Source organism: Pseudomonas sp. R19M (genome assembly GCF_050312585.1).
GTDB classification, from domain to species: Bacteria; Pseudomonadota; Gammaproteobacteria; order Pseudomonadales; family Pseudomonadaceae; genus Aquipseudomonas; species Aquipseudomonas palleroniana.
On the sequence record NZ_JBNPJV010000090.1, the window covers coordinates 40,517 to 62,475 of the forward strand.

Sequence of the window (21,959 nt, forward strand, 5' to 3'; positions counted from 1 at the left end):
GGCGTAGATAATAATAAGGAGTACCGCATGAATAATAAGAAACCACATGCTCACACTTTACTGGGGCTGGCCTTGCTGGGCGGCCTGATGACCACGGGGCCGGTCGAGGCGGGCGGGTTTTCTACGCCTACCTACGGCGCACCGGGTTGGGGGCGTGCATTCGGGGGCGGTTCACTGTTCAAGAACGATCCGAGTGCCGCGTACAACAACCCGGCGGCGATGGCGTTCATCGACTCCACCATTGCGCAGCAGACGGTCGATTACGCTCGGGTCAAGATCAAATATTCCGGCCAGGCTTATGACCACAACGGCAACCCGGTGACCAACACCCCGGTTCTGGATGACCAAGGCAATTTGGGCGATCCGACTCTCAATACCAACAATGGCGGGCAAGGTGGCTTTACCGCCTGGCTGCCGACCGGCTTTCTGGTGGTGCCCATCGGCGACCGCTTCGCCTTTGGCCTGAGCCAGGTGGTACCCCAGGGCATGAAAACTACCTGGGATCAGAACTCGAAGCTGCGCGATTTCGCGGTCGACACCAAAATCGAAACGGTCGGCCTCACAGGCTCGCTCTCGTTCAAAGTCAATGATGAGTTCTCGGTGGGTGCCGGTTTGATCTATCAGCGCAGCCAGGGCTTTGTCAGCCAGAACATTGACGTGCTGGCGGCTGCGGATGTTTCTCCCGGGCTGGGAGGCACTGGTTTTCCAACCGGTGTCGGGCATTCATTGATGCGCGTGAAAGTCGATAACAGTTCAGTGGGCTGGTTTGGCGGCATTGTCTGGAAGCCGACGCTGCAAGACACACTGGGCCTGAACTATCACGCCAAGATCAAAAACAAGATGACCGGTAAATACAACATTTACACGGATGCGATTGGCCGCAACACCATGACCAACCCGATCGGTCCAAACGGCGAAACCCTGGTTGAAATGGCTTATCCCGGCCTCAAGCTGTTCCCGGATGGCGCGCATGCCAGTACTCAGCTGGACATTCCGGCGACCGCCGCCGTTGACTGGGTGCACCAGTTCAATGACCGCTGGGCGTTGGGTGTGAGCGTCATGTGGACCGAATGGTCTTCGTTCCAGGACCTGACGCTCAAGTCGCAAGGTTCGACGATTGTCGCTATTCCCTACAACTACAAGAACGCCTGGATGACGTCGATTGGCGGCGATTACAAAGCCACCGACGAACTGACCCTGCGTGCCGGTGTGGCGTACGACCAGACCCCCACCCGCAATTCAACCCGAGACCCACGGATTCCTGATGGCGACCGCTACTTCCTGGCGTTCGGTGCCGGTTATGACATCAAGGCCGTCCCTGGCCTGTCGGTGGATGCCGCGTATTCGCACCAGTTCGTCGAGAAGGTCAACCTGAGGACCAAGAACGTGGATCGCCTCGGAGCCGCGCAGTTGGATGGCAAGGCCGAGTCGTCCGGTGATGTGGTCAGCCTGTCGGCCACCTACAAGTTCTAAAGCGTCTGGCACGGCAGTCGTGGGGCAGGGCGTCCAGCGCATCTAGAGGCTCGGCTCCACACTGTCGTCGGATTGGGCGGTTGGCCCTTGTGACGGTCCTGATATTTTCCTTCATAACCTGAAAGGCTGACGTGTTCAGCCTGGTATTTTTTCGCCAAACGATTAAATAAAAATTTCAAAACATAATTTGAATTTGTCTTTTCAAGTTTGTAGTGTGGCTTTATGCAGCAGCTCATTTCGATCTGCCGTGCAACAGCCTGCCCTGAATCGAGTTGTTCTGGATCAAGTGAGGTATCCCCCATGGTTATCTGGTTATTGATAGGTGTCGCAGCAGCGATTGCCCTGGCATATCGACAAGCCGCCGCTGCGGTTTGGCTTGGTGCTGGCCTGGTCTGGCTGGCGATGGGTTACCTGTTCAACGCGGTGGCAGGTTTTGGCGCCACCGTCGCGGCGGTGCTGGTGGTGTTACCCGCCTTGTTGATGAGCCTCAAGCCGCTGCGCCGCAGCTTGTTGTCGAGTAAGGCGCTGGAGCTGTTTCGTACGATCATGCCGGCGATGTCCGACACAGAGCGCGCCGCCATCGAGTCCGGTACTGTGTGGTGGGACGCCGAGTTGTTCAGTGGCAAACCCAATTGGGCGCGCCTGCTCAACGCGGCACCGGCGCGCCTGAGCGCCGAAGAGCAAGCCTTCCTCGACAACGAGGTCGAAACCCTGTGTGACATCGCCAACGACTGGGAAACCACCCAGGTCTGGCAGGACATGTCCCCTGAAGCCTGGCAGTACACCAAGGACGCCGGCTTCCTCGGCATGATCATTCCCAAGCAGTACGGCGGCAAAGGCTTCTCCCACTACGCCCATTCCCAGGTGGTGATGAAGTTGTCGACGCGCTGCTCGGCGGCGGCGATTTCGGTGATGGTGCCCAACTCCCTCGGCCCGGCGGAATTGCTGCTGCATTACGGCACCGATGCCCAGCGCAACTATTACCTGCCACGTCTGGCGCGGGGCGAAGACATTCCCTGCTTTGCGCTGACCAGCCCTTACGCCGGCTCAGACGCCGGGGCGATTCCGGACCTGGGGGTCGTCTGCAAAGGCGTGCACGAGGGCGAGGAAGTGCTGGGTTTCAAGGTGACCTGGGACAAGCGCTACATCACCCTGGGCCCGATCGCCACGGTGCTGGGCCTGGCATTTCGCGCCGAAGACCCGGATGGGCTGCTTGGCCAGCCGGGTTCGTTGGGGATCACCTGCGCATTGATTCCGACGGCTCATCCGGGGGTGAACAGTGGTCGTCGTCACTGGCCACTCAACGCTGTCTTCCAGAACGGTCCGACCACCGGCAAGGATGTGTTCATCCCGCTGGAATGGGTGATCGGCGGGCGCGAACAAGTCGGCAATGGCTGGCGCATGTTGATGGAATGCCTGGCCGCCGGCCGCGCGATTTCCTTGCCTTCGGCCAACGTCGGCCTGGGCAAGGTCGCGGTGCGCGGCACCACCGCCTATGCGGCGATGCGCAAGCAGTTCGGTTTGCCGATCGGCAAGTTCGAAGGCGTACAGGCACCCTTGGCGCGCATGGCCGGGCACTTGTATGCCTGCGACGCCGTGCGCAAGGTCTCGGTGGCATCCCTGGATGCCGGCGAGAAACCTTCGGTGATTTCGGCCATCGCCAAATACCACGTCACCGAACGGGCGCGGATGATCGTCAACGACGGCATGGACATCGTCGCCGGCAAGGGCATCTGCATGGGGCCGAACAACTTCCTGGCCCGCGCCTACCAGCAGAGCCCGATTGCGATCACGGTGGAGGGGGCGAACATCATGACCCGCTGCCTGATCATCTTCGGGCAGGGCCTGATCCGCTGCCATCCCTACGTGTTCCGCGAGATGGAAGCGGCGCACCACCCGGACCGGCGCAAGGCGCTGGAAGCGTTCGACAGTGCGATGTTCGGCCATCTGAGCTTTGTGCTGGCCAACACCGTGCGCGCCGCCGTGCATTCGCTGACGGGCGGGCGACTGATTGCTGCACCGGCCAAGACCGACCCGGCGCTGGCGTCCTACTACCGTCAGGCCAACCGGCTGTCGGTGGTGCTGGCGCTGATCTCGGACATTTCCATGGGCGTGCTGGGCGGTGCCCTCAAGCGCAAGGAAAGTATCACCGGGCGCCTGGGGGACATTCTGTCGCAGCTGTACATCTTGTCCTGCGTGCTCAAGCGTTTTGAAGATGATGACCGGCCCCAGGCCGACCTGCCGCTGGTGCATTGGGCGGCCCAGGATGCGTTGCTGCGCGCCCACGAAGCGTTGGCCGAAGTGCTCGACAATTACCCGTCGAAAGCGGCCGCACGGGTGGTGCGAGGCTTGAGTTTCCCGTTCGGTATTCCCCTGCGCAAACCTTCGGACCGTTTGCTGGCACAGGTGGCTGAGGTGGTGCAGACCCCCGGCGAAACCCGTGACCGTCTGTTGGCCAATTCCTACATCCCTCGGCCGGAAATCGACAAGCTGGCCTATGGCGAACTGGGCTTCCGTTTGCTGCCGCAGGTAGAGCTGATCGACGCGCGCCTCAAGTCTGCCGTCAAGCAGGGTCTGATCGAGCCGATGCCGATTTCCACCACCGCCTTTACCGCCTGGCGCGTCAAGGCGCGGGCGCTGGACCTGATCAGCGACGACGAAGACGCCTTGCTCGGGCGTTATGTGGAATACGCCGACCACGGCATCCAGGTCGACGACTTCCCGCAGGACTTCGGCTTGCTGGAAGCCTTGCAGCAGCGCCAGCAGGCGTTGGAACCCAAGGCCAGGCGCCGCACCGCCCAGAACGAAAACGCCCCGGTCAACTAGGCGAATGCGGCCAGTGTGGGGCCGCGTATACAGAGCAAGTGAGTGAGTACCGATATGAGTGACAGCTACCTTTCATTCGTCAATTCGTCCTGGGGGCGTCGCCTGGCCCAGGCCATTGGCCTGCCGCAACCGTTGCCGCTGCAACGCCATCGCAGCGGCCAGCCCGGCCTGGCCAACCCGGTGATCGTCGCCGGGGCCGGGCGCTTGGCGCCACAGGTGCAACAGATCTTCAGCGCCACCGACACAGTCGTCGCCACCCCGGCGACCCTCCAGGCGCCGTCCACGCTCAAGGTGCAGGGCGCGGTGTTCGACGCCAGTGGTGTGGTGGATGTCCAGCAACTCGATGAGCTTTACCTGTTCTTCCACGCCAATGCCAAGCGCATCGGCCATCACGGTCGTGTGGTGGTGCTCGGCACGGCGCCGGAACATTGCAGCGACTTGCCCCAGGCCATCGCCCAACGAGCCCTGGAAGGGCTGGTGCGTTCCCTGGCCAAGGAACTGCGGCGGGCCATCACCGTGCAATTGATTTACGTCGCGCCGGGCGCTGAAGAGGCGCTCGACAGCAGCCTGCGTTTCTTTCTGTCACGCCGTTCGGCCTATGTGTCGGGGCAGGTGGTACGCCTGGAGAAGCCGGTGGAAGGGCACGTCACCGTCAATTGGGAAAAGCCCTTTGCTGGTCGTCGCGCCCTGGTTACCGGCGCCTCACGCGGGATCGGCCTGGCCATTGCCCAAGTGCTGGCCCGCGACGGTGCCCATGTCGTGTGCGTCGACGTCCCCCAGGCCCAGGAAGCACTGCAGCAGGCGGCCGGCAGCGTGGGCGGCTCGGCGTTGCCGCTGGACATCACCGCCGCCGATGCGGCCGCCTTGTTGCAGGCGCATGCCAGTCAATACGGTGCCTTTGACGTGGTGGTGCACAACGCCGGGATCACCCGCGACAAGACCATCGCCAAGATGACCGAAACCGCCTGGCGTGAGGTGCTGGCGGTCAACCTGCAAGCGCCCCTGCAACTCAGTGAGGCGTTGCTGCAAAGCCAGGGTTTGAAGGCGGGCGGGCGCATTGTTTGTGTCTCGTCGATATCCGGGATAGCCGGCAACCTGGGGCAAAGCAATTACGCCACCTCCAAGGCTGGCGTGATTGGCCTGGTGCAGGGCTCGGCGGCGCGTGCGGCCGCGCAGCAGGTGACGGTCAACGCCGTCGCGCCCGGGTTTATCGAAACCCAGATGACGGCGAAGATCCCGCTGATGATCCGCGAAGCGGGGCGGCGCATGAACTCGCTGTCCCAGGGCGGCCAGCCAATTGACGTGGCCGAGACCATCGCCTGGCTGGCCCACCCGGCCTCGGGCGGGGTCAACGGCCAAGTCGTACGTGTGTGCGGGCAAAGCCTGCTGGGGGCTTGAGCCATGGACTACGTGACACAGATCATCGACCCGCCGCCGACCCGCACCCAGCTGTTGCTGGGCGGCCTGCGCGCCTTGCGCAAACCCACGCTCGATGGCGCCCCGTTGTTGCCCCAGGAGCGGCTGGTGCGCTCAGCCGTGGAATTGTCCGCCAGCGGCATTGCCGCCTACGGCCGCGCCTGCGGTTTTCGCCGCGAGCAGGGCGTGCCGCTGTCGTATCCCCACGTGCTGGCGTTTCCCTTGCATTTGCTGCTGCTGACTCGGCCGAGTTTTCCCTACCCGGCCAGCGGCATGGTGCATCTGGCCAACCGCATTCGGCAGCATCAGCGGCTGGAGGAGGGCCAGGCCCTGCGCCTGGAGGTGTACTGCGAGCGCTGGGTCGCCCACCCCAAGGGGCAGGCGCTGAGCATCGCCACCCGTACCTACAGTGCCGGCACGCTGGTGTGGGAGAGCGACAGCCTGTACCTGCGCCGCGACGTGCACAACCCCGTCGGCGAGCCCTGGACTGACGGGTTGCCGTTGCAGGAAGCGGGCCTGTTGCGCACCCAGCGTTGGGTGTTGCCCGCCGACCTGGGCCGACGCTTTGCTCAGGTATCGGGGGACTTCAACCCGATTCACACCTCGGTGATCGGTGCCAGGCTCTTCGGTTTCCGCCGCGCCATCGCCCACGGCATGTGGACCCTGGGCCGAGCCCTGGCCGCGCAGCAACCGCCCGGTGGCGTGGACCAGGCGCAAGCCGATTGCGACTTCAAGTTACCGATCTTCCTGCCCGGCCAGGTCGCTCTGTGGAGCCACCCCGTGAGCGGCCCACGCCGCGAGTTTGAAGTGCGCAATTTCGCCGGCGATAAACCGCATATGCGCGGCTTGTTTATCTGGAATGAGACCTGTCGATGAGTGACTACAGCTTCAATCCGGCCCCGACCCGCCGCGTGGCGATTATCGGCGGCAACCGTATTCCGTTTGCCCGCTCCAACACGGTGTACGCCCACGACAGCAACCAGGACCTGCTGGTGGCTGCGTTACAAGGACTGGTCGACCGCTACAACCTGCATGGCCAGCGTCTGGGCGAGTTTGCCGCCGGCGCGGTGATCAAGCATTCGCGGGATTTCAACCTGGCGCGCGAGTCCTTGCTGTCGACCACGCTGTCGCCGCAAACCCCTGCGTACGACGTGCAGCAAGCCTGCGGCACCGGCCTTGAAGCCGCCTTGCTGGTGGCCAATAAAATTGCCCTGGGCCAGATCGAAGTGGGCATTGCCGGTGGTTCCGACACCACCTCCGACGCGCCCATCGGCATCAATGAGTCCTTGCGGCATACCTTGCTCGCGGCCAACCGGGGCAAAAGCCTGGGCGACAAGGCCAAGGCGCTGTTGAAGGTCCGCCCCTCGATGTTCTTCAAGCCATTGCTGCCGCGCAACGGCGAGCCGCGCACCGGTTTGTCCATGGGCGAGCACTGCGAAGAAATGGCCAGACGCTGGCAGATCAAGCGCCTGGCCCAGGATGAATTGGCCCTCACCAGCCATCAGCGCTTGGACGCGGCCTACAAGCGCGGCTTTTTCGACGATTTGATCAGCCCCTATCGGGGGCTCACGCGGGACAACAACCTGCGCGCCGACACCCGCCTGGAAAAACTCGCCGGGCTCGCCCCGGCCTATGACCGCCAGAACGGCACCCTCACGGCGGGCAACTCCACGCCATTGACGGACGGCGCCTCGGTGGTGCTGCTGGCCAGTGAAGCCTGGGCCGCCGAACGGGGCCTGCCGGTGTTGGCCTATCTGCGCACCGGCGAAACGGCGGCGGTGAATTTTGTCGACGGCACCGAGGGCCTGCTGATGGCCCCGGCCTATGCCGTGCCGCGAATGCTCCAGCGCGAGGGCCTGAGCTTTGCCGATTTCGACTTCTTCGAGATCCACGAAGCCTTCGCTGCCCAGGTGTTGTGCACCCTCAAAGCCTGGGAAGACGCCGATTACTGCCGCGAGCGCCTGGGCCTGGACGCGCCGTTGGGCAGCGTTGACCGCGCCAAGATGAACGTCAACGGTGGCTCGCTGGGCTGTGGCCACCCTTTTGCCGCCACGGGCGGCAGGCAATTGGCGGCGTTGGCTAAAATGATCGATCAGAACGGCGGCGGGCGCGGTTTGATTTCGATTTGTGCGGCGGGCGGGCTGGGCATTACTGCGATCGTCGAAAAATAGCGCTGTCAAAAAAAACAACAAGGAGACTGCCATGAACGCTGTAAGCCTGGAACAAACCGAACGGGTCTGGTTGAACGCATACCTGCCCGGCGTGCCGGCAGACATCGACGCGGGTATCGAGGACTACCCGTCGCTGCGCGAGGTGTTCCTGGAGCACCTGGAAAAATTCCGCGAGCGGGTCGCCTACGTCAGCATCGGCACCGAGATGACCTACGCCGACTGGCACGCGCAAGGGGTCGCGTTTGCGGCCTGGCTACAGGGGCAGGGCGTGAAGAAGGGCGACCGTGTGGCGTTGATGATGCCCAACTGCCTGCAGTATCCGATCTGCCTGCTGGGCACCATCCTGGCCGGTGCGGTGGTGGTCAACGTCAACCCGTTGTACACCTCCCATGAGCTCAAGCACCTGCTCAAGGACAGCGAGGCCGAAACCGTGGTGATCTTCGAGAATTTCGCCTACACCCTGGAAAAGGTCATCGCCGGCAGCTGTGTCAAACGCGTGGTGGTGGCGGCCATCGGCGATTTGCTCGGCACCTTCAAGGGCGCGGCGATGAACTTCATCCTGCGCAGCGTGCAGAAGCAGGTGCCGGCATTCAAGCTGCCGGGGGCGTTGCGCTTCAACCAGGTGCTCAAGCAAGGGCGGGCGCAGCATCATTTTCCGGTGGCGATGGCCCTCGACGACCTGGCCTTCCTGCAATACACCGGTGGTACGACGGGCGACGCCAAGGGCGTGATGCTCAGCCACCGCAATATTATCGCCAACCTGCTGCAAGCCAAGGCCTGGGTCGGTGACCAACTGGACCAGAACCAGCAGGAAACCAACGTCACCTTGCTGCCGCTGTACCACATCTTTTCCCTGACGGTGAACTGCTTGATGTTCATGTGCCTGGGCGGGCGCAACATCCTGATCGCCAACCCGCGTGATGTGAAACGCGTGCAGATGATCCTGCGTAAAGAGCGCTTCAACGGGATTGCCGGGGTCAACACGTTGTTCAATGGTTTGCTGGAGAACAAAGAGTTCTGTGCCCGGGATTTCTCTGCGCTGCGCATGGTGATCGCCGGTGGCATGGCCACCCACAGGGCCGTGGCCAAGCGCTGGAAGGAAGTCACCGGGTTACCGATCATCGAAGGCTACGGCCTCACCGAGTGCTCACCGGTGGTCAGCATCAGCCCCATCGACATTGCGCGCATGCGCGAGATGGAGTTCACCGGTAGCATCGGCGTGCCATTGCCCTCGACCTGGGTGCGCTTCATGCGAGAGGACGGCGAACTGGCCGACATCGGCGAGCAAGGCGAACTGCAAGTACGTGGCCCGCAGGTGATGCAGGGTTACTGGAAGCGGCCCAAAGAAACCGCCGAGGTGCTGGATGACGAAGGCTGGCTGTCGACCGGGGATATCGGTGTGATGGACGAGCGTGGCTATATCCGGCTGGTCGACCGCAAGAAAGACATGATCCTGGTATCAGGCTTCAACGTGTACCCCAATGAAATCGAAGATGTGGTGGCGATGCATCCGGGGGTGGGTGAAGTGGCGGCCATCGGTGTGGAAGACCCGGTGACGGGGGAGCGGGTGAAGATCATTGTGGTGCGCAAGGACCCGAACCTGACCCAGGAACAGATCCTCGCCCACTGCCGGGAATACCTGACGGGGTACAAGGTGCCAAGGTATGTGGAGTTCCGCAGCATCGAACTGCCCAAGACCACGGTGGGTAAAGTACTGCGCCGGGCCCTGCGTTAGAGAGGATCTGATTTTGTAGTGAGCGGGCTTGCCCCGCGCTGGGCGGCGCAGCCGCCCCACCAAAGCCGCCGCGTTATACCAGTGAAACCCAAATCCCCAGATTCTGGGCCACCTTCCAACCCATACCCCCGAAACCGGGGACATCGTTTACACATTTTAAGCTCGGACGCCCCTGTGCGTAGCAGGCCCATTTTTGGGGCCGCTTCGCGGCCCATCGGGAGCAAGCCCCCTCCCACAGTGAAAGCGTTAGGCCTTAGCTGACTGGTATTAGGGCTTGCCCCGCGCTGGGCGGCGCAGCCGCTCCAACTGGGACACCTCGGTCTTTCAGGAGGACCGGGGTGTCTGGATTTGGGGCGGCTACGCCGCCCAGCGCGGGGCAAGCCCGCTCACTACAAGTTTCGCTTAAATTTCTTGCACTTTGATCCAGCGTTCTTCCTTCGCCGCCACACGGATCGCCGTCGCCAGCCGTTCCACCGCCCATGCCGCGTCAAAGTCAGTGCCCTCGGCCCCTTGGCCGGCCACGGCCATGATCAATTCCTGCACCTCCAGCGTTTTCAACTCGTTGTAGCCCAACTGGTGACCGGCCGCCGGGCTGAACGCGGCATAGCCGGGCAGGGCGGGGCCGGCCAGCAGGCGTTGGAAGCCGTCCTGGCCGACACGGTACAAGCGCAGTTCGTTCAAGCGCTCCTGGTCGAATGCCAATGTGCCCAGGGTGCCGCTGATCTCGAAACTCAGGTGGTTCTTGTAGCCCTGTTTAAGCCAACTGATGCTCACCGTGCCGCGCGCGCCGTTGGCGAACCGCAGCAATGCATGCACCTGGTCATCCACCGCGATGGCTTTCAGTTCGCTGCTGCCCGATGTAACAGGGCGTTGGGCGTGCACGGTGTGGGTGTCGGCACACACGCTTTCCACGTCGCCTACCAAGTAGTGCGCCATTGCCAGCAGGTGGCTGCCCAAGTCTGCCAGGGCACCACCGGCATGCGTGACTTCGCAGCGCCATGACCAGGGGGACGCGGGGTCAGCCATGAAGTCTTCACTGAATTCACCCTGAAAACTGATGATTTCGCCAAGGTCGCCCTGGGCGATCATCTGCCGAGCCAGGCTGATCATCGGGTTGTGCTGGTAGTTGTAGCCGACCCGCGTCACGACCCCGGCGGCGCGGGCTGCACGGCGCATGGCGTCGGCCTGTTCCAGGCTGACCGCCAAGGGTTTTTCGCAATACACGGCTTTACCCGCGGCGATTGCCGCCATGGCCATGGGGTAGTGCAGATGGTTGGGAGTGGTGATGGCCACCAGTTCGACGTTGGGGTCGTTGATCAACGCTTGCCAGTCGCCGTGGGCCTGGGCAAACCCCCAGGCGGTGGCGCAGCGCTGGGCGCGTTCGACGTCGGCGTCGGCCAGGGCGGCCAGCTTGAGGGTAACCGGCAGTTCGAATACCGCACGGGCATTATTGAACGCCAATGCATGGGCGCGGCCCATGAAGCCTGTGCCGATCAAGCCGATTCCGAGTTCACGCATAGCCGTGGTCCTTTGAATTGTTGTTTTCAGGAACGGCATTAATGGAATAAAAATTTCTAAAATTCAACATTTGGAATAAAAATTCATCGTCAGACGGTTCCGGTGCAAGATGTAGGAACAATCAACGCTACTGATGTGGCTATATTCAGCACATGGCCAAATGCTGCCAGTTAACAAAAGATAACGTAGCGCCGATTGTCAGACGATTCGAAAGCCCGATAGGATGGCCCCTGCTTCCTTCAGGCGCTCTAGATTGCAGGTTTCAGCGCCTGGTAAAGCCCCTAACAATAATAAAATGGGAGAAGGTCTATGAGTGAGCCTGTCATGGGTTGGGTTGTCTGCCGCCCACGTGCCGCACGCAAGGTTGCGTTGCTGGCCACAGCGCTCTCGTTGCTGGCCGGTGCTGCGTTGTCGGTACCGGTGCTGGCAGCCAGTGATACCGCCGCACCGTCGGTGTTCGCGATTGAATCCCCCAAGGCCGCCAAGGGCCTGATGATCGATGTAGTCCATGCCGGTGCGCGCCTGGTGGCGGTCGGTGACCGTGGGCACATTCTCTACTCCGATGACCAGGGCAGCACCTGGACTCAAGCCAAGGTCCCTACCCGGCAGTTGCTCACGGCAGTGTTTTTCGTCGATGACAAACACGGCTGGGCGGTGGGCCATGATGCGCAGATTCTCGCCAGCACCGACGGCGGTGCCACCTGGGCCCAGCAGTACCAGGACCTCAAGCGCGAAGCGCCGCTGCTCGATGTCTGGTTCAAGGATGCCAACCACGGCATGGCCGTCGGCGCCTACGGTGCGTTGATTGAAACCACCGATGGCGGCAGGAAGTGGGCGGACGTCAGCGACCGCCTCGACAACGAAGACCAATATCACCTCAACGCCATCGCCCAGATCAAGGACGCCGGGCTGTTCATTGTGGGCGAGCAGGGCAGCATGTTCCGCTCCAGCGATGAGGGCCAGACCTGGGAAAAACTTGAAGGCCCCTATGCAGGCTCGTTGTTCGGCGTGATCGGCACGGCCCAGCCGCAGACCCTGCTGGCCTACGGCCTGCGCGGCAACCTGTACCGTTCCACGGATTTCGGCAGCAGCTGGGAGCCGGTGGCGCTGAATGCCACGCGTGGGGCGCTGGAGTTCGGCCTATCGGGCGCCACGTTGCTCGATGATGGCACCCTCGTCGTGGTCGGCAACGGCGGCAGCGTCGTGGTCAGTCATGACGATGGCGTGACGTTCAGTGTGTTCAACCGCCCGGATCGCATTTCGCTGTCGTCCGTTACGGCGGCAGGCAATGGCAACTTGATTCTAGCCGGGCAGGGTGGCGTGCGTGTCGCCACGCCGACTGGCGCAGAACTCGTAAAACAATAATAAGGGCGGGGAAAGCATGAGCAGTCATCACAACGATAAAGCGACCCTCCTTGAGCGCCTGATCTTCAACAACCGTCCGGCGGTGATTGTCATCTGCCTGCTGGTGAGCATTTTCCTGTTCTGGCAGGCGACCCTGATTCGCCCCTCCACCAGTTTTGAAAAGATGATCCCCCTGAAGCACCCCTTCATCGAAAAGATGATGGAACACCGCAACGACCTGGCCAACCTGGGCAACACGGTGCGCATCTCGGTGGAGGCCAAGGACGGTGACATCTTCACTCAGGCCTATATGGAGACCCTGCGTCAGATCAACGACGAGGTGTTCTATATTCCCGGCGTCGACCGCTCCGGTCTCAAGTCGCTGTGGAGCCCCAGTGTGCGCTGGACCGAAGTGACCGAAGAAGGCTTCGCCGGGGGCGAAGTGATCCCACAGAGCTATAACGGCTCGGCGGAAAGCCTCGATCAACTGCGCAACAACGTGCTCAAGTCCGGCCAGGTCGGACGCCTGGTGTCCAACGATTTCAAGTCGAGCATCGTCGACATCCCGCTGCTGGAGTCCTACCCCGACCCGCAGGACCAGGGCAAGCTATTGGCCCTGGATTACCGCAAGTTCTCCCATGAACTTGAAGACAAGATCCGCGACAAGTTCGAAGCGCAGAACCCCAACGTCAAGATCCACATCGTCGGCTTCGCCAAGAAGGTCGGCGACCTGATCGACGGCCTGGTGATGGTGGTGATGTTCTTCGGCATCGCGTTCGTCATCACCCTGATTCTGCTGCTGTGGTTCACTCACTGCCTGCGCAGCACCATTGCGGTGTTGAGCACGACGCTGGTGGCGGTGATCTGGCAGCTCGGGCTGATGCACTTTTTCGGTTTCGGCCTTGACCCGTACTCGATGCTGGTGCCGTTCCTGATTTTTGCGATTGGCATTTCCCACGGTGTGCAGAAGATCAACGGTATCGCGCTGCAATCCAGTGAGGCCGATAACGCGCTGACCGCCGCACGCCGCACGTTCCGCCAGCTGTTCCTGCCGGGGATGATCGCGATCCTGGCCGACGCAGTGGGCTTCATCACCCTGCTGATCATCGATATCGGCGTTATCCGCGAGCTGGCGATCGGCGCGTCGATCGGTGTCGCGGTGATCGTGTTTACCAACCTGATCCTGTTGCCGGTGGCGATCTCCTACGTCGGTATCAGCCAGCGTGCGATCGCCAAGAGCAAGAAAGATGCGCACCGCGAACACCCGTTCTGGCGCCTGCTATCCCGGTTCGCCAGCGCCAAAGTCGCGCCGGTGTCGATTCTGCTCGCATTGATCGCCTTCGGCGGCGGCCTGTGGTACAGCCAGAACCTCAAGATCGGCGATCTCGACCAAGGCGCGCCGGAACTGCGCCCGGATTCGCGCTACAACAAGGACAACAACTTCATCATCAGCAACTACTCCACCAGCTCCGATGTATTGGTGGTGATGGTCAAGACCAAGGCCGAAGGGTGCTCGCGTTATGAAGCCATGGCACCCATCGATCAGTTGATGTGGAAGATGCAGAACACCGAGGGGGTTCAGTCGGCCATCTCGCTGGTGACGGTGTCCAAGCAGATGATCAAGGGTATGAACGAGGGCAACCTGAAATGGGAAACCCTGTCGCGCAACCCCGACGTGTTGAACAACTCTATCGCCCGTGCCGATGGCCTGTACAACAACAATTGCTCCCTGGCGCCGGTGCTGGTGTTCCTCAACGATCACAAGGCCGAAACCCTCGACCGTGCGGTACATGCGGTGCAGGACTTCGCCAAGGAAAACAACAAGGACGGTCTGGAGTTTATCCTCGCCGCCGGTAACGCCGGGATCGAAGCGGCCACCAACGAGGTGATCAAGCAGTCGGAGCTGACCATTCTGGTCCTGGTGTACCTGTGCGTGGCCACCATGTGCATGATCACGTTCCGTTCCTGGGCGGCAACGTTGTGCATCGTGCTGCCGCTGGTGCTGACTTCGGTGCTGGGCAACGCACTGATGGCGTTCATGGGGATCGGCGTCAAGGTCGCGACCTTGCCGGTGGTGGCGTTGGGCGTGGGGATCGGTGTCGACTATGGCATCTATATCTACAGCCGCCTGGAGAGTTTCCTGCGGGCTGGCCTGCCGTTGCAGGAAGCGTACTACCAGACCCTCAAGTCGACCGGCAAAGCCGTACTGTTCACCGGCCTGTGCCTGGCAATCGGCGTGTGCACCTGGATTTTCTCGGCCATCAAGTTCCAGGCCGACATGGGCCTGATGCTGACCTTCATGCTGCTGTGGAACATGTTCGGTGCACTGTGGCTGCTGCCGGCGCTGGCACGCTTCCTGATCAAGCCCGAGAAGCTGGCGGGGCAGAAGGGCAATTCGTTGTTTGCCCACTGAGGTCTGGGCGGGTGGGGGCTTGCCCTGGTGCCCATCAACCAGGAGGCGAATTACTCCTGTGGCGAGGGAGCTTGCTCCCGTGGCGGCCTGTCAGCCGACCGCGATGTGGGTTGTGTACATATCCATTGCTGCGGTAACGGCGGCTTAGGGTTCCGCTCTTACAGCGGCTCACTTTTGGAAAGGCCCAAAAGTAAGCAAAAGGCCTTTGCCCCACCACTCGGCACCTCGCTCAGGCTCGGTGTGCCCGAACGCAGGCTTGAATCCGTGGGTAACCCGGCGTCCTGCCGGGTTACCCACGGATTCAAGCCTGCGTTCGGCCAGCGTGGTTTAACGGGGCGCCTAAGATCAGGATCAAAAGCAGATCAAAAACATAGGCGGTGAGTCAGGGTTGTCATGGGTGCTGGCAACTCAGAGCTTGAGGAACAGCTTCTGGTCCAGCGGTGGTTCGATTTTGGCCCGCACGATGCTGTTGAAGGGTTGGTTGTTGCGCCCGGCATTCTCCACCAGATCCTTCTGGGTCATGTAGCGCTGCTCGGGCAGTTTCAGGTGCGCGGCGCTGTAGGTGTTTCGTGCGGTGGTCGTGTTGGGGTAGTGGAAGTGCGCATACCAGAGCACGTTGGTACTGTTTTTCTCACGAACAGCGTACTCCGTGAGAAAGTCCGCGCCCTTGAGCTTTTTGCCACGGGTGACCAGGCTGATGTCGACGCGCCCATGGGTCCATAGGTAATCGATGTTCTCCGCTCGGGGGAGCTGGCGCAGGTAGCCGTCACAACGGTGCATGATCGCGCGCTCGCGCATGGCCTTGGCGGCATTTTTCCACGTTTCGACCAACGCTTTGGTTTCACTGGCTGCCCCGTGGTTGGCCTGGGCGTCCTGTGCGACTTGCTCAAGCTGGTCGGCCTGGGCTTCGAGCATGTCGCTCCAATCGCGAGGGTTGACGGTTTCCCGGCGAGCCGGATCATCCAGTTTCTTCTTCTGGAACTGGATTGAGCGCTCGATACCGGCCTGTTCTCCCATCAGTTTGCGGGCCGTGCCGATGGAGGCCGACAGCGGTTTGGGTGATCGTACGGAGGGGGAACTGACCGGCTCTGCGTTGACGATCCGGACCCAGTCGCCCTCGGTCGAGTGCCAGCTGTAACTGCTCAGGGGTTGGCCGGTGCGGGAGTCAAGCACGTCGATAATCGGGATATCCTGGCCGGGTTGTGTATCCCGTAACGTGCCCACCAGGGTTTGTTTGTCGCGGGTCTTGAAGACCTTCTTGTTCAGCGATTTGCGCGCCCTGTCGTCACGGCGCGGGGCGACCGGTGGCAAATGCTGTTCCTCGCGCATCAGGTCCGCCAGCTCGACCTGGGCCTGGGTGATGACTTCCTGCAGGCACTCAAGATAACGCTTGCCATAGAACACACGGACGCTGTCGGGGCCGGTCTCTTGCAAGGCGTGCGCATTGTTGAATTCGGCCTGATATTTTTCGATCAGGTTGCTCAACACCGCGATACGTTCCTCTCCGGTGTAACCCTCATGTTGTTGCAGCTCGATGTGGGAGTTCGCGGCGGCGTTCAGGTCGGCCTGGTTGAAGCGGTCGCGGAAAAAGGCTTCTTCGGGGGAGCGGGGGTCGATGGTTCGGTCCAGGCTCAACTCCCGCAGCGCGCTGAGGCGCTCCATGGTGGCGGTGAACACCTGATTGGCCGGTGGCTGCGGGAATTCCTTGATGAACGCCTCCGCGAGTTTCTTATTACCGGGGCAGTCGCTCTTCCATTCGTTCAGCACCTGGTTATAGGCTTGGGCGGCCTCAATCTGGCGCCCGAGGCGCTCGACGTGGTCAGCCATGTTCTCGATCAGATCGGCGTAGGCGCCGGGCTCATTGCGTTGGGTTCGTTCAATCAGCTTTGCGAGCGGCTCACCGGACTTCGCATGGGTGAACTGGTCGTTGACGTACACGTGATCGATCGTGCGTGAAAGCAGGGTGGCGGCGATGGCTTTGTACTGGTCCCCGCGTTTCTCCCGGAAAAGATTGAAATTCATCGCAGGGTTATCGCTGCTCAACGCCTGAATCGCAATGCGCCTGTGGGCAAGCATTGCATTGGCGTTTTTCTGATCGTCTTCGAAGCGCATGCGCATCAAGGTCGACAGGTCTTTATTCTTCCTCAACTCTTGTTGGTACTGTTGCGCAAAGCCGGTACCACGCTCGCCACTGTTTACCAGGCCCCATAGCGTCCTCAGGGTTTTGTTCGACTTGCGCAGGGCTTCATCGGTTTCGTTCAAGCGCATATCACTGGTTTCGATGGCGCCCACCAGCGGTTGCATCGAGGCCACTTGTTCGGCATATCGCCTGAGCATCGCATCGCTGAGTTCGATATTGCGGTCCAGGGTGGCCTTCATCCGTTCGCTGGCCCTGGGCATGCCGCCACGCAGTTTAGGGCGGGTGTCGAACTGCCATTGCCGCTTGGCGTCACGGGTCAGTGGCGGACCCGTGAGGGTTCTGTTTTGCTCGTTGATCACGAAGGGACCATCCAGGTCCCTGGCGACACGATACCAATGGTTCTCGATGCAGGCGTGAAGCTTGCCATCGACGAGGTATAGGCCCGCCCGCGCGCCACTTTGAATGGGGGTGGTTGTACCGGTCGGTTTCGGTACGCTGAACGATTGAATGTGGGCGCGTTGCGAGGGGCTCAAATCACGCGGGCTGGAAAACGAGAAGTCAAAGGGTTGGTCGTGTGTGAGCAGGCCTTTGGCAACCGGTGCGGCGTCTGGCTCGACCACCACCCGCGGTACCTGGGATGTATCCCCTGCGGGTCGGCGCAACGGGGAAGAAACTTCCGGCCGCTGGTTAAAAGGCACATTGCCCACGGCGCGTTCCGGTGGGCGCACAGGCGTGGCATGGCTTAACAACGTGGCCACATTGACCAGCAGGTCCACCATCGCTCCCGCAGGGTCGGAGTTGTTCGGGTCGCTGGCCTGCCTGATGTCGTTTTCGACACTGGCCAGTTGCAGCAGCCAGCCGGCCATGGCGCCGGGGCCGCGCAATACCGGCAACAGGGTATTGAACAGTAACCAGCCCAACTCCTTGTAGGAGGCCCAACGGCTCTGGGCATCCGAGGTGGACTGGCCTTGGGCGAGGGTGACCAGGCTTTGGGTGTTGGTAGTGAACAGGTGCTGCATCAACTTGCCGTCCCGTAAGTCCTTGCGCAGTTTCTCGCAGGCGCCATATCCGTCGATGGCCAGGCTCGTCGGGGCGGGTGTGGCGGGCGCATCGAACTCGTTAAAGACCCCGTAGCGGGCAATATGCGGCGTCTTGAAGCCGCCGTTGCCGTAGATCGCCCGCACCTTGTCGCTTGGCAGCCAGGCCAAAACGCTCTGTTGCAGAGGCCCCGGGGCCTGGATCGCAGCGAGCAGGGCATCGCGGCTGGCAAATTCCTGCAAAGCCGGTGACAACTGCGGACGGTAGAGCAGGTGAGGGCCGTATGCAGGGTTTTGCGGTTCTATCAGGAACATATTGGCGACGACGTCCGGTGTGGCGCCGGGTTTGCGCACAAATGCCAAGGGGCGCAGGGTAATCGCTTGACCGTCGACCTGCCGTGGGCCGGTGCCGGGCCGCGTCACGGCTTCCACCAACCGATAGCCCGTCTCGGTGATGCCGGCTTCGCCCTTTAACTTGAGCTCAAGCGCTTGCAGGGTCAGTTGTAGCGGCACTTGTTCAATGAAAAGCTTTGCGCGTGCCCTGGCTTCGTCGGTATCGCTGAGCAGGTGCTGATTGAGCAATGCGGGGTAGTGTTTGCCGATATCGATCGTGGTGATCTGATCCTTGAGCATCTGTGGCAATTCGGGGTCTTTGATCAGTTGCCCGCGCAGGCGAACATCCATGGCACCGGCGGGCAGCCCCGCAAGATTCTCCAGGGCCATGTCCACCAGGCTCATCTTCACCGGCTCGATGTAACCACTGCCCAGATCGCCGACCGGCACCTTGAAGGTCACTTCCAGATCTTTGGCGGCGTAGCCCTTGGAGGCCAGGTGGGCGTTGAGCTGTTGTTCGGCGTAAGTACGGATATCGGGAATATCCGTGAGGAACGTGCGGCCCTGGTTGCGCTGCACGCTGCTGGCCAGTTCCAGTGCCTGACGCTGGTAAGCGAAGCGCTCGGCGTCGGTGGCCTGGGTCAGCCATCCAGGCAGGTCACGGGGGCGGGTTGATGCCGTGTTGTTGAACCACATGGCCGTATCGCTGGCTTGGGAAAACAGCTGTTCCAGATCGCCGGCACGGCTGTTGGCCGGCAGCTGTATTGCGTCCAGGTTTTGCAGTTGGCGGTCGAGCATCACGGCCGCCTGGGTATCAAAAATGTTGCCGTCCGGCTCCCGGCGCTTCCAGGTGAGGCGGTCGAACTTGAAGGACTGGTTAAGCTGGTGCTCCCATGCCTGTGTGAACGCCTCCAGGGAGGCGTAAGGCATGACCTTGCCCGCAGCGGTGGCGTGCAGCACCAACGTTTCGCCGCCGATATTGCGGGTGATCAGCAGGCTCGGGTCCGAATGAGTGGCTGTGATCCCCGCGTGCTCAAGGGTTGTATCCACGATGAACGCGCGCGCGGCGGATTCGCCATAACGGCTGTTGCGTTCGCTGACGTCGGGGTAGCGGGTGATCTGGTCCAGGGTTTCACGCTGGGTCGCGCTGAGGCCGGGTTGCTGGAGGCCGGCGATGCGCAGCGTATCCTTGAGTGTGTCGCTGAGCCAGCGCCAGCGGCTGGTACCGGCAAACGCGTCCTGCCCCCAGTAATGGCTTAACGCATCGGCGTAAGCGGCCTTCAGGTTGGGACGCAGGCTGCGGATGGCCAGTTCCATGGAGTAGGTGTCCAGGGGCGTGGCTCGGTTGCCGCTGGCGTCGACGACTTTGAGGGTGGTCGCCGTGTCGCGGCTTACCCATTTGGCGCCTTCGGGCAACGCCAGTTCGCCGCCGCTGGCCATGTGCTCGAGCGCCAGGTCCAGCAGCGGGGTCAAGGCGTATTGCAGGGGATCCGTCGAGATCGGTACGGCCAGAGCGGTGTTGGCGCTGTTGAAGCTCAACGTGGGGTAGCGCTGGTTCAAGAGCGAGTCCAACTGCGCGGCCACCACGGAGCGCAACGTCGGGCGTGTGGCGAATTGGTTGGCGACGACACTGGCCGGTGTATCGGCAGCCGGGACGCCCTGGGCGGTCTCTTTCAAGCGGCCTTGCAGGCCCAGCGGCGGCTGGATTGAACGTATCGGCCTTGGAGGTGTTGAAAGCGGCGCCGCGGCCGCTGCCGGTTCATCGGCAGGGGGCAGGGGCGCCATCGGCAGTGACACGGAGAAAAGATGAGGACGGGCGTTGATCGACGGCATGCAAGCACTTCCTTGGCGGAGTGAAAAGAAATCAGCGCCGCGAAAGTACTGGGTTGTCGGCCAGCTAACGGTGCAAATGCGTTATGAACTGTTTCCAGTGCTGCGCGAGATCTTTGCCAACGCCCCGGTTGACGCGGGCCGGACACGTTTGTGTCGACGTATTTGCAGCCGGCCTGCCCGCAAAATCGGCACTGCCCCCGACACCCTGGGCTATCATTGGCGCTTTCCCGTAAATGATTGACTGCCATGACTGCCCAAACCCTGACCGCCGCCCTTGAAAATGCCGACATGCTCGAAATTGATGGCTTGCACGCCTTTGATTTCGTGTTGGACGACAGCAAACTGCTGATTACCGCGATGGACGGCCGTGCCGAAAAACGCTGGAGCTTCAGCCTGGAACAGGTACGGGCCGCGACCTTTGATGACACCTTGCAAAGCTGGACGCTCATGGGCGAGTCGGGCGAGCACCGCCTGGTCTGCCTGAGTGCGTTTACCGGCAACAATAACGATGAGGATGAAGCGGATGATCATGCGTAAATTCTGGCCCCTGCTGATGGCCGGCAGTGTGGGTGCAATGTCGGTGCAGGCCGCACCGGCCGACACCTATGAACTGCTGGTGGGCAGCTACACCGCTGGCACCAGTGAAGGGATCTACCGGCTGCAGTTCGACAGCCGTACCGGCCGGTTCAACGGCAAACCTGCGCTGGCGGCCAAGACGGCCAACCCGTCCTGGCTGACCCTTTCCAAGGACCAGAAGCATCTGTTCGTGGTCAATGAGAACGGCCCGGGCCAGAAAGACCCGGTCGGTCGGGTGAGCAGCTACAGCATCGACCCGCAGAACCATCAGCTCACCTTGATCAACCAGGTGCAGAGCCTGGGCAATGAGCCGACTCACTCAAGCGTGGCGGCCGATGGACGTTACCTGTTCATCGCCAACTATTCGGTACTGGAAGATCCGGGCGGAAGCCTGGCTGTCCTGCCGGTGGACGCTGCCGGCAAGCTGTCGGCTCCGGTGCAATTGAGCGCGCACCCGGCCAGCCGCGTGAACCCTGAGCGCCAGGCGTCCAACCATGTGCACTCGGTGGTGTCGTCGCCGGACGGCAAGTATGTGTTTGTCCAGGATCTGGGCGCGGACAAGTTGTTTGCCTACCGTTACGACCCCAAGGCCAACCACGAACTGCCCCTGACCCCGGCCAACCCCGCATCGGTGCAGCTGCCACCGGGCAGCGGCCCGCGTCACTTGCTGTTCAGCCCCGATGGCAAGCACGCCTGGCTGACCACGGAGATGAGCGCGCAAGTAGCCGTTTTCGACTACAACGATGGCAAGCTCAGCCAGACCCAACTGGTGGACTTTGCCGCCGGGCAGCCGGTGTCCGACAAGGCCGGTGCTGCGCTGCACGCGTCCAGCGATGGCAAGTTCCTGTACGTGAGCAACCGTGGCACCGCCAACCAGCTGCTGGTGTTCAGCGTTGACCCGGCTACTGCACACCTCAAGGAGATCCAGCGCCGTTCCGTGGAGGGCGACCACCCGCGCGAGTTCAGCCTGGATCCGAGCGGCAAGTTCCTGCTGATCGCCAATCAGAAAAGTAACGAGATCGTGGTGGTCGAGCGCGACCCCAAGACGGGGTTATTGGGCAAAACCGTGCAAAAACTGCCGATCGATGCGCCCAGCGACCTCAAGTTCCTGGTGCGTCAATAAGCCACAGGCCCCGTACAGCGG

General features: G+C 61.8%; 12 protein-coding genes. 10 read left to right on the forward strand and 2 right to left on the reverse strand.

Annotated features, from left to right (window positions below; translation table 11 throughout):
• The first annotated feature begins 27 nt into the window (after positions 1-27).
• The 6 genes from ACQRBT_RS21165 (at position 28) to ACQRBT_RS21190 (ending at position 9,621) form a co-directional block, all read left to right on the forward strand.
• Positions 28-1,473, forward strand: coding sequence for an outer membrane protein transport protein (locus tag ACQRBT_RS21165; RefSeq protein WP_104993987.1), 1,446 nt, complete (start codon positions 28-30; stop codon positions 1,471-1,473).
• A 300-nt stretch (positions 1,474-1,773) separates the two neighbouring features.
• Positions 1,774-4,299 carry an acyl-CoA dehydrogenase gene (locus ACQRBT_RS21170; RefSeq protein ID WP_412047514.1) on the forward strand — a complete coding sequence of 842 codons (2,526 nt, stop codon included), beginning with the start codon at positions 1,774-1,776 and terminating at the stop codon, positions 4,297-4,299.
• Positions 4,300-4,353: 54 nt separating this feature from the next.
• On the forward strand, positions 4,354-5,697 hold the full coding sequence (locus tag ACQRBT_RS21175; RefSeq protein ID WP_412047513.1) for a 3-oxoacyl-ACP reductase: 1,344 nt from the start codon (positions 4,354-4,356) through the stop codon (positions 5,695-5,697).
• A gap of 3 nt (positions 5,698-5,700) precedes the next feature.
• Positions 5,701-6,591 (forward strand): MaoC/PaaZ C-terminal domain-containing protein, encoded by an 891-nt coding sequence (locus tag ACQRBT_RS21180; RefSeq protein WP_104993984.1) that lies wholly within the window; start codon positions 5,701-5,703, stop codon positions 6,589-6,591.
• On the forward strand, positions 6,588-7,886 hold the full coding sequence (locus tag ACQRBT_RS21185; RefSeq protein ID WP_060752609.1) for an acetyl-CoA C-acetyltransferase: 1,299 nt from the start codon (positions 6,588-6,590) through the stop codon (positions 7,884-7,886). Before ACQRBT_RS21180 ends, ACQRBT_RS21185 begins: the two co-directional genes overlap by 4 nt.
• A gap of 31 nt (positions 7,887-7,917) precedes the next feature.
• Entirely contained in the window at positions 7,918-9,621 is a 1,704-nt protein-coding gene (locus tag ACQRBT_RS21190; RefSeq protein ID WP_412047512.1) for an AMP-binding protein, read from the forward strand.
• Between the two features lie 402 nt (positions 9,622-10,023).
• On the opposite strand, the gene ACQRBT_RS21195 is transcribed toward ACQRBT_RS21190, so the two are convergent.
• Positions 10,024-11,139: a Gfo/Idh/MocA family protein gene (locus ACQRBT_RS21195; RefSeq protein ID WP_412047511.1), complete on the reverse strand. Its 1,116-nt coding sequence runs from the start codon at positions 11,137-11,139 to the stop codon at positions 10,024-10,026.
• A gap of 324 nt (positions 11,140-11,463) precedes the next feature.
• On the opposite strand from ACQRBT_RS21195, the gene ACQRBT_RS21200 reads away from it, so the two are divergent.
• Both ACQRBT_RS21200 and ACQRBT_RS21205 read left to right on the forward strand, forming a co-directional pair.
• On the forward strand, positions 11,464-12,504 hold the full coding sequence (locus ACQRBT_RS21200) for a WD40/YVTN/BNR-like repeat-containing protein (protein WP_412047528.1): 1,041 nt from the start codon (positions 11,464-11,466) through the stop codon (positions 12,502-12,504).
• 16 nt (positions 12,505-12,520) lie between these two features.
• On the forward strand, positions 12,521-14,896 hold the full coding sequence (locus ACQRBT_RS21205) for an efflux RND transporter permease subunit (protein WP_412047510.1): 2,376 nt from the start codon (positions 12,521-12,523) through the stop codon (positions 14,894-14,896).
• A gap of 408 nt (positions 14,897-15,304) precedes the next feature.
• Here the strand turns inward: ACQRBT_RS21205 and ACQRBT_RS21210 are convergent, their stop codons facing one another.
• Positions 15,305-20,239: a dermonecrotic toxin domain-containing protein gene (locus ACQRBT_RS21210; protein WP_412047509.1), complete on the reverse strand. Its 4,935-nt coding sequence runs from the start codon at positions 20,237-20,239 to the stop codon at positions 15,305-15,307.
• A gap of 246 nt (positions 20,240-20,485) precedes the next feature.
• On the opposite strand from ACQRBT_RS21210, the gene ACQRBT_RS21215 reads away from it, so the two are divergent.
• Together ACQRBT_RS21215 and ACQRBT_RS21220 are read left to right on the forward strand one after the other, a co-directional pair.
• The gene (locus ACQRBT_RS21215; protein WP_412047508.1) at positions 20,486-20,776 is read left to right on the forward strand and encodes a DUF5629 family protein; all 291 of its coding nucleotides are present in this window, start codon (positions 20,486-20,488) and stop codon (positions 20,774-20,776) included.
• Complete coding sequence (locus tag ACQRBT_RS21220; RefSeq protein WP_104993978.1) at positions 20,763-21,938, forward strand: lactonase family protein; 1,176 nt, start codon at positions 20,763-20,765, stop codon at positions 21,936-21,938. Before ACQRBT_RS21215 ends, ACQRBT_RS21220 begins: the two co-directional genes overlap by 14 nt.
• Positions 21,939-21,959 lie beyond the last annotated feature (21 nt).

Coding starts and splice junctions, on each gene's coding strand:
- ACQRBT_RS21165 (WP_104993987.1), top strand. CDS start 28: ATGAATAATAAGAAACCACATGCTCACACTTTACTGGGGCTGGCCTTG.
- ACQRBT_RS21170 (WP_412047514.1), top strand. CDS start 1,774: ATGGTTATCTGGTTATTGATAGGTGTCGCAGCAGCGATTGCCCTGGCA.
- ACQRBT_RS21175 (WP_412047513.1), top strand. CDS start 4,354: ATGAGTGACAGCTACCTTTCATTCGTCAATTCGTCCTGGGGGCGTCGC.
- ACQRBT_RS21180 (WP_104993984.1), top strand. CDS start 5,701: ATGGACTACGTGACACAGATCATCGACCCGCCGCCGACCCGCACCCAG.
- ACQRBT_RS21185 (WP_060752609.1), top strand. CDS start 6,588: ATGAGTGACTACAGCTTCAATCCGGCCCCGACCCGCCGCGTGGCGATT.
- ACQRBT_RS21190 (WP_412047512.1), top strand. CDS start 7,918: ATGAACGCTGTAAGCCTGGAACAAACCGAACGGGTCTGGTTGAACGCA.
- ACQRBT_RS21195 (WP_412047511.1), bottom strand. CDS start 11,139: ATGCGTGAACTCGGAATCGGCTTGATCGGCACAGGCTTCATGGGCCGC.
- ACQRBT_RS21200 (WP_412047528.1), top strand. CDS start 11,464: ATGGGTTGGGTTGTCTGCCGCCCACGTGCCGCACGCAAGGTTGCGTTG.
- ACQRBT_RS21205 (WP_412047510.1), top strand. CDS start 12,521: ATGAGCAGTCATCACAACGATAAAGCGACCCTCCTTGAGCGCCTGATC.
- ACQRBT_RS21210 (WP_412047509.1), bottom strand. CDS start 20,239: ATGCCGTCGATCAACGCCCGTCCTCATCTTTTCTCCGTGTCACTGCCG.
- ACQRBT_RS21215 (WP_412047508.1), top strand. CDS start 20,486: ATGACTGCCCAAACCCTGACCGCCGCCCTTGAAAATGCCGACATGCTC.
- ACQRBT_RS21220 (WP_104993978.1), top strand. CDS start 20,763: ATGATCATGCGTAAATTCTGGCCCCTGCTGATGGCCGGCAGTGTGGGT.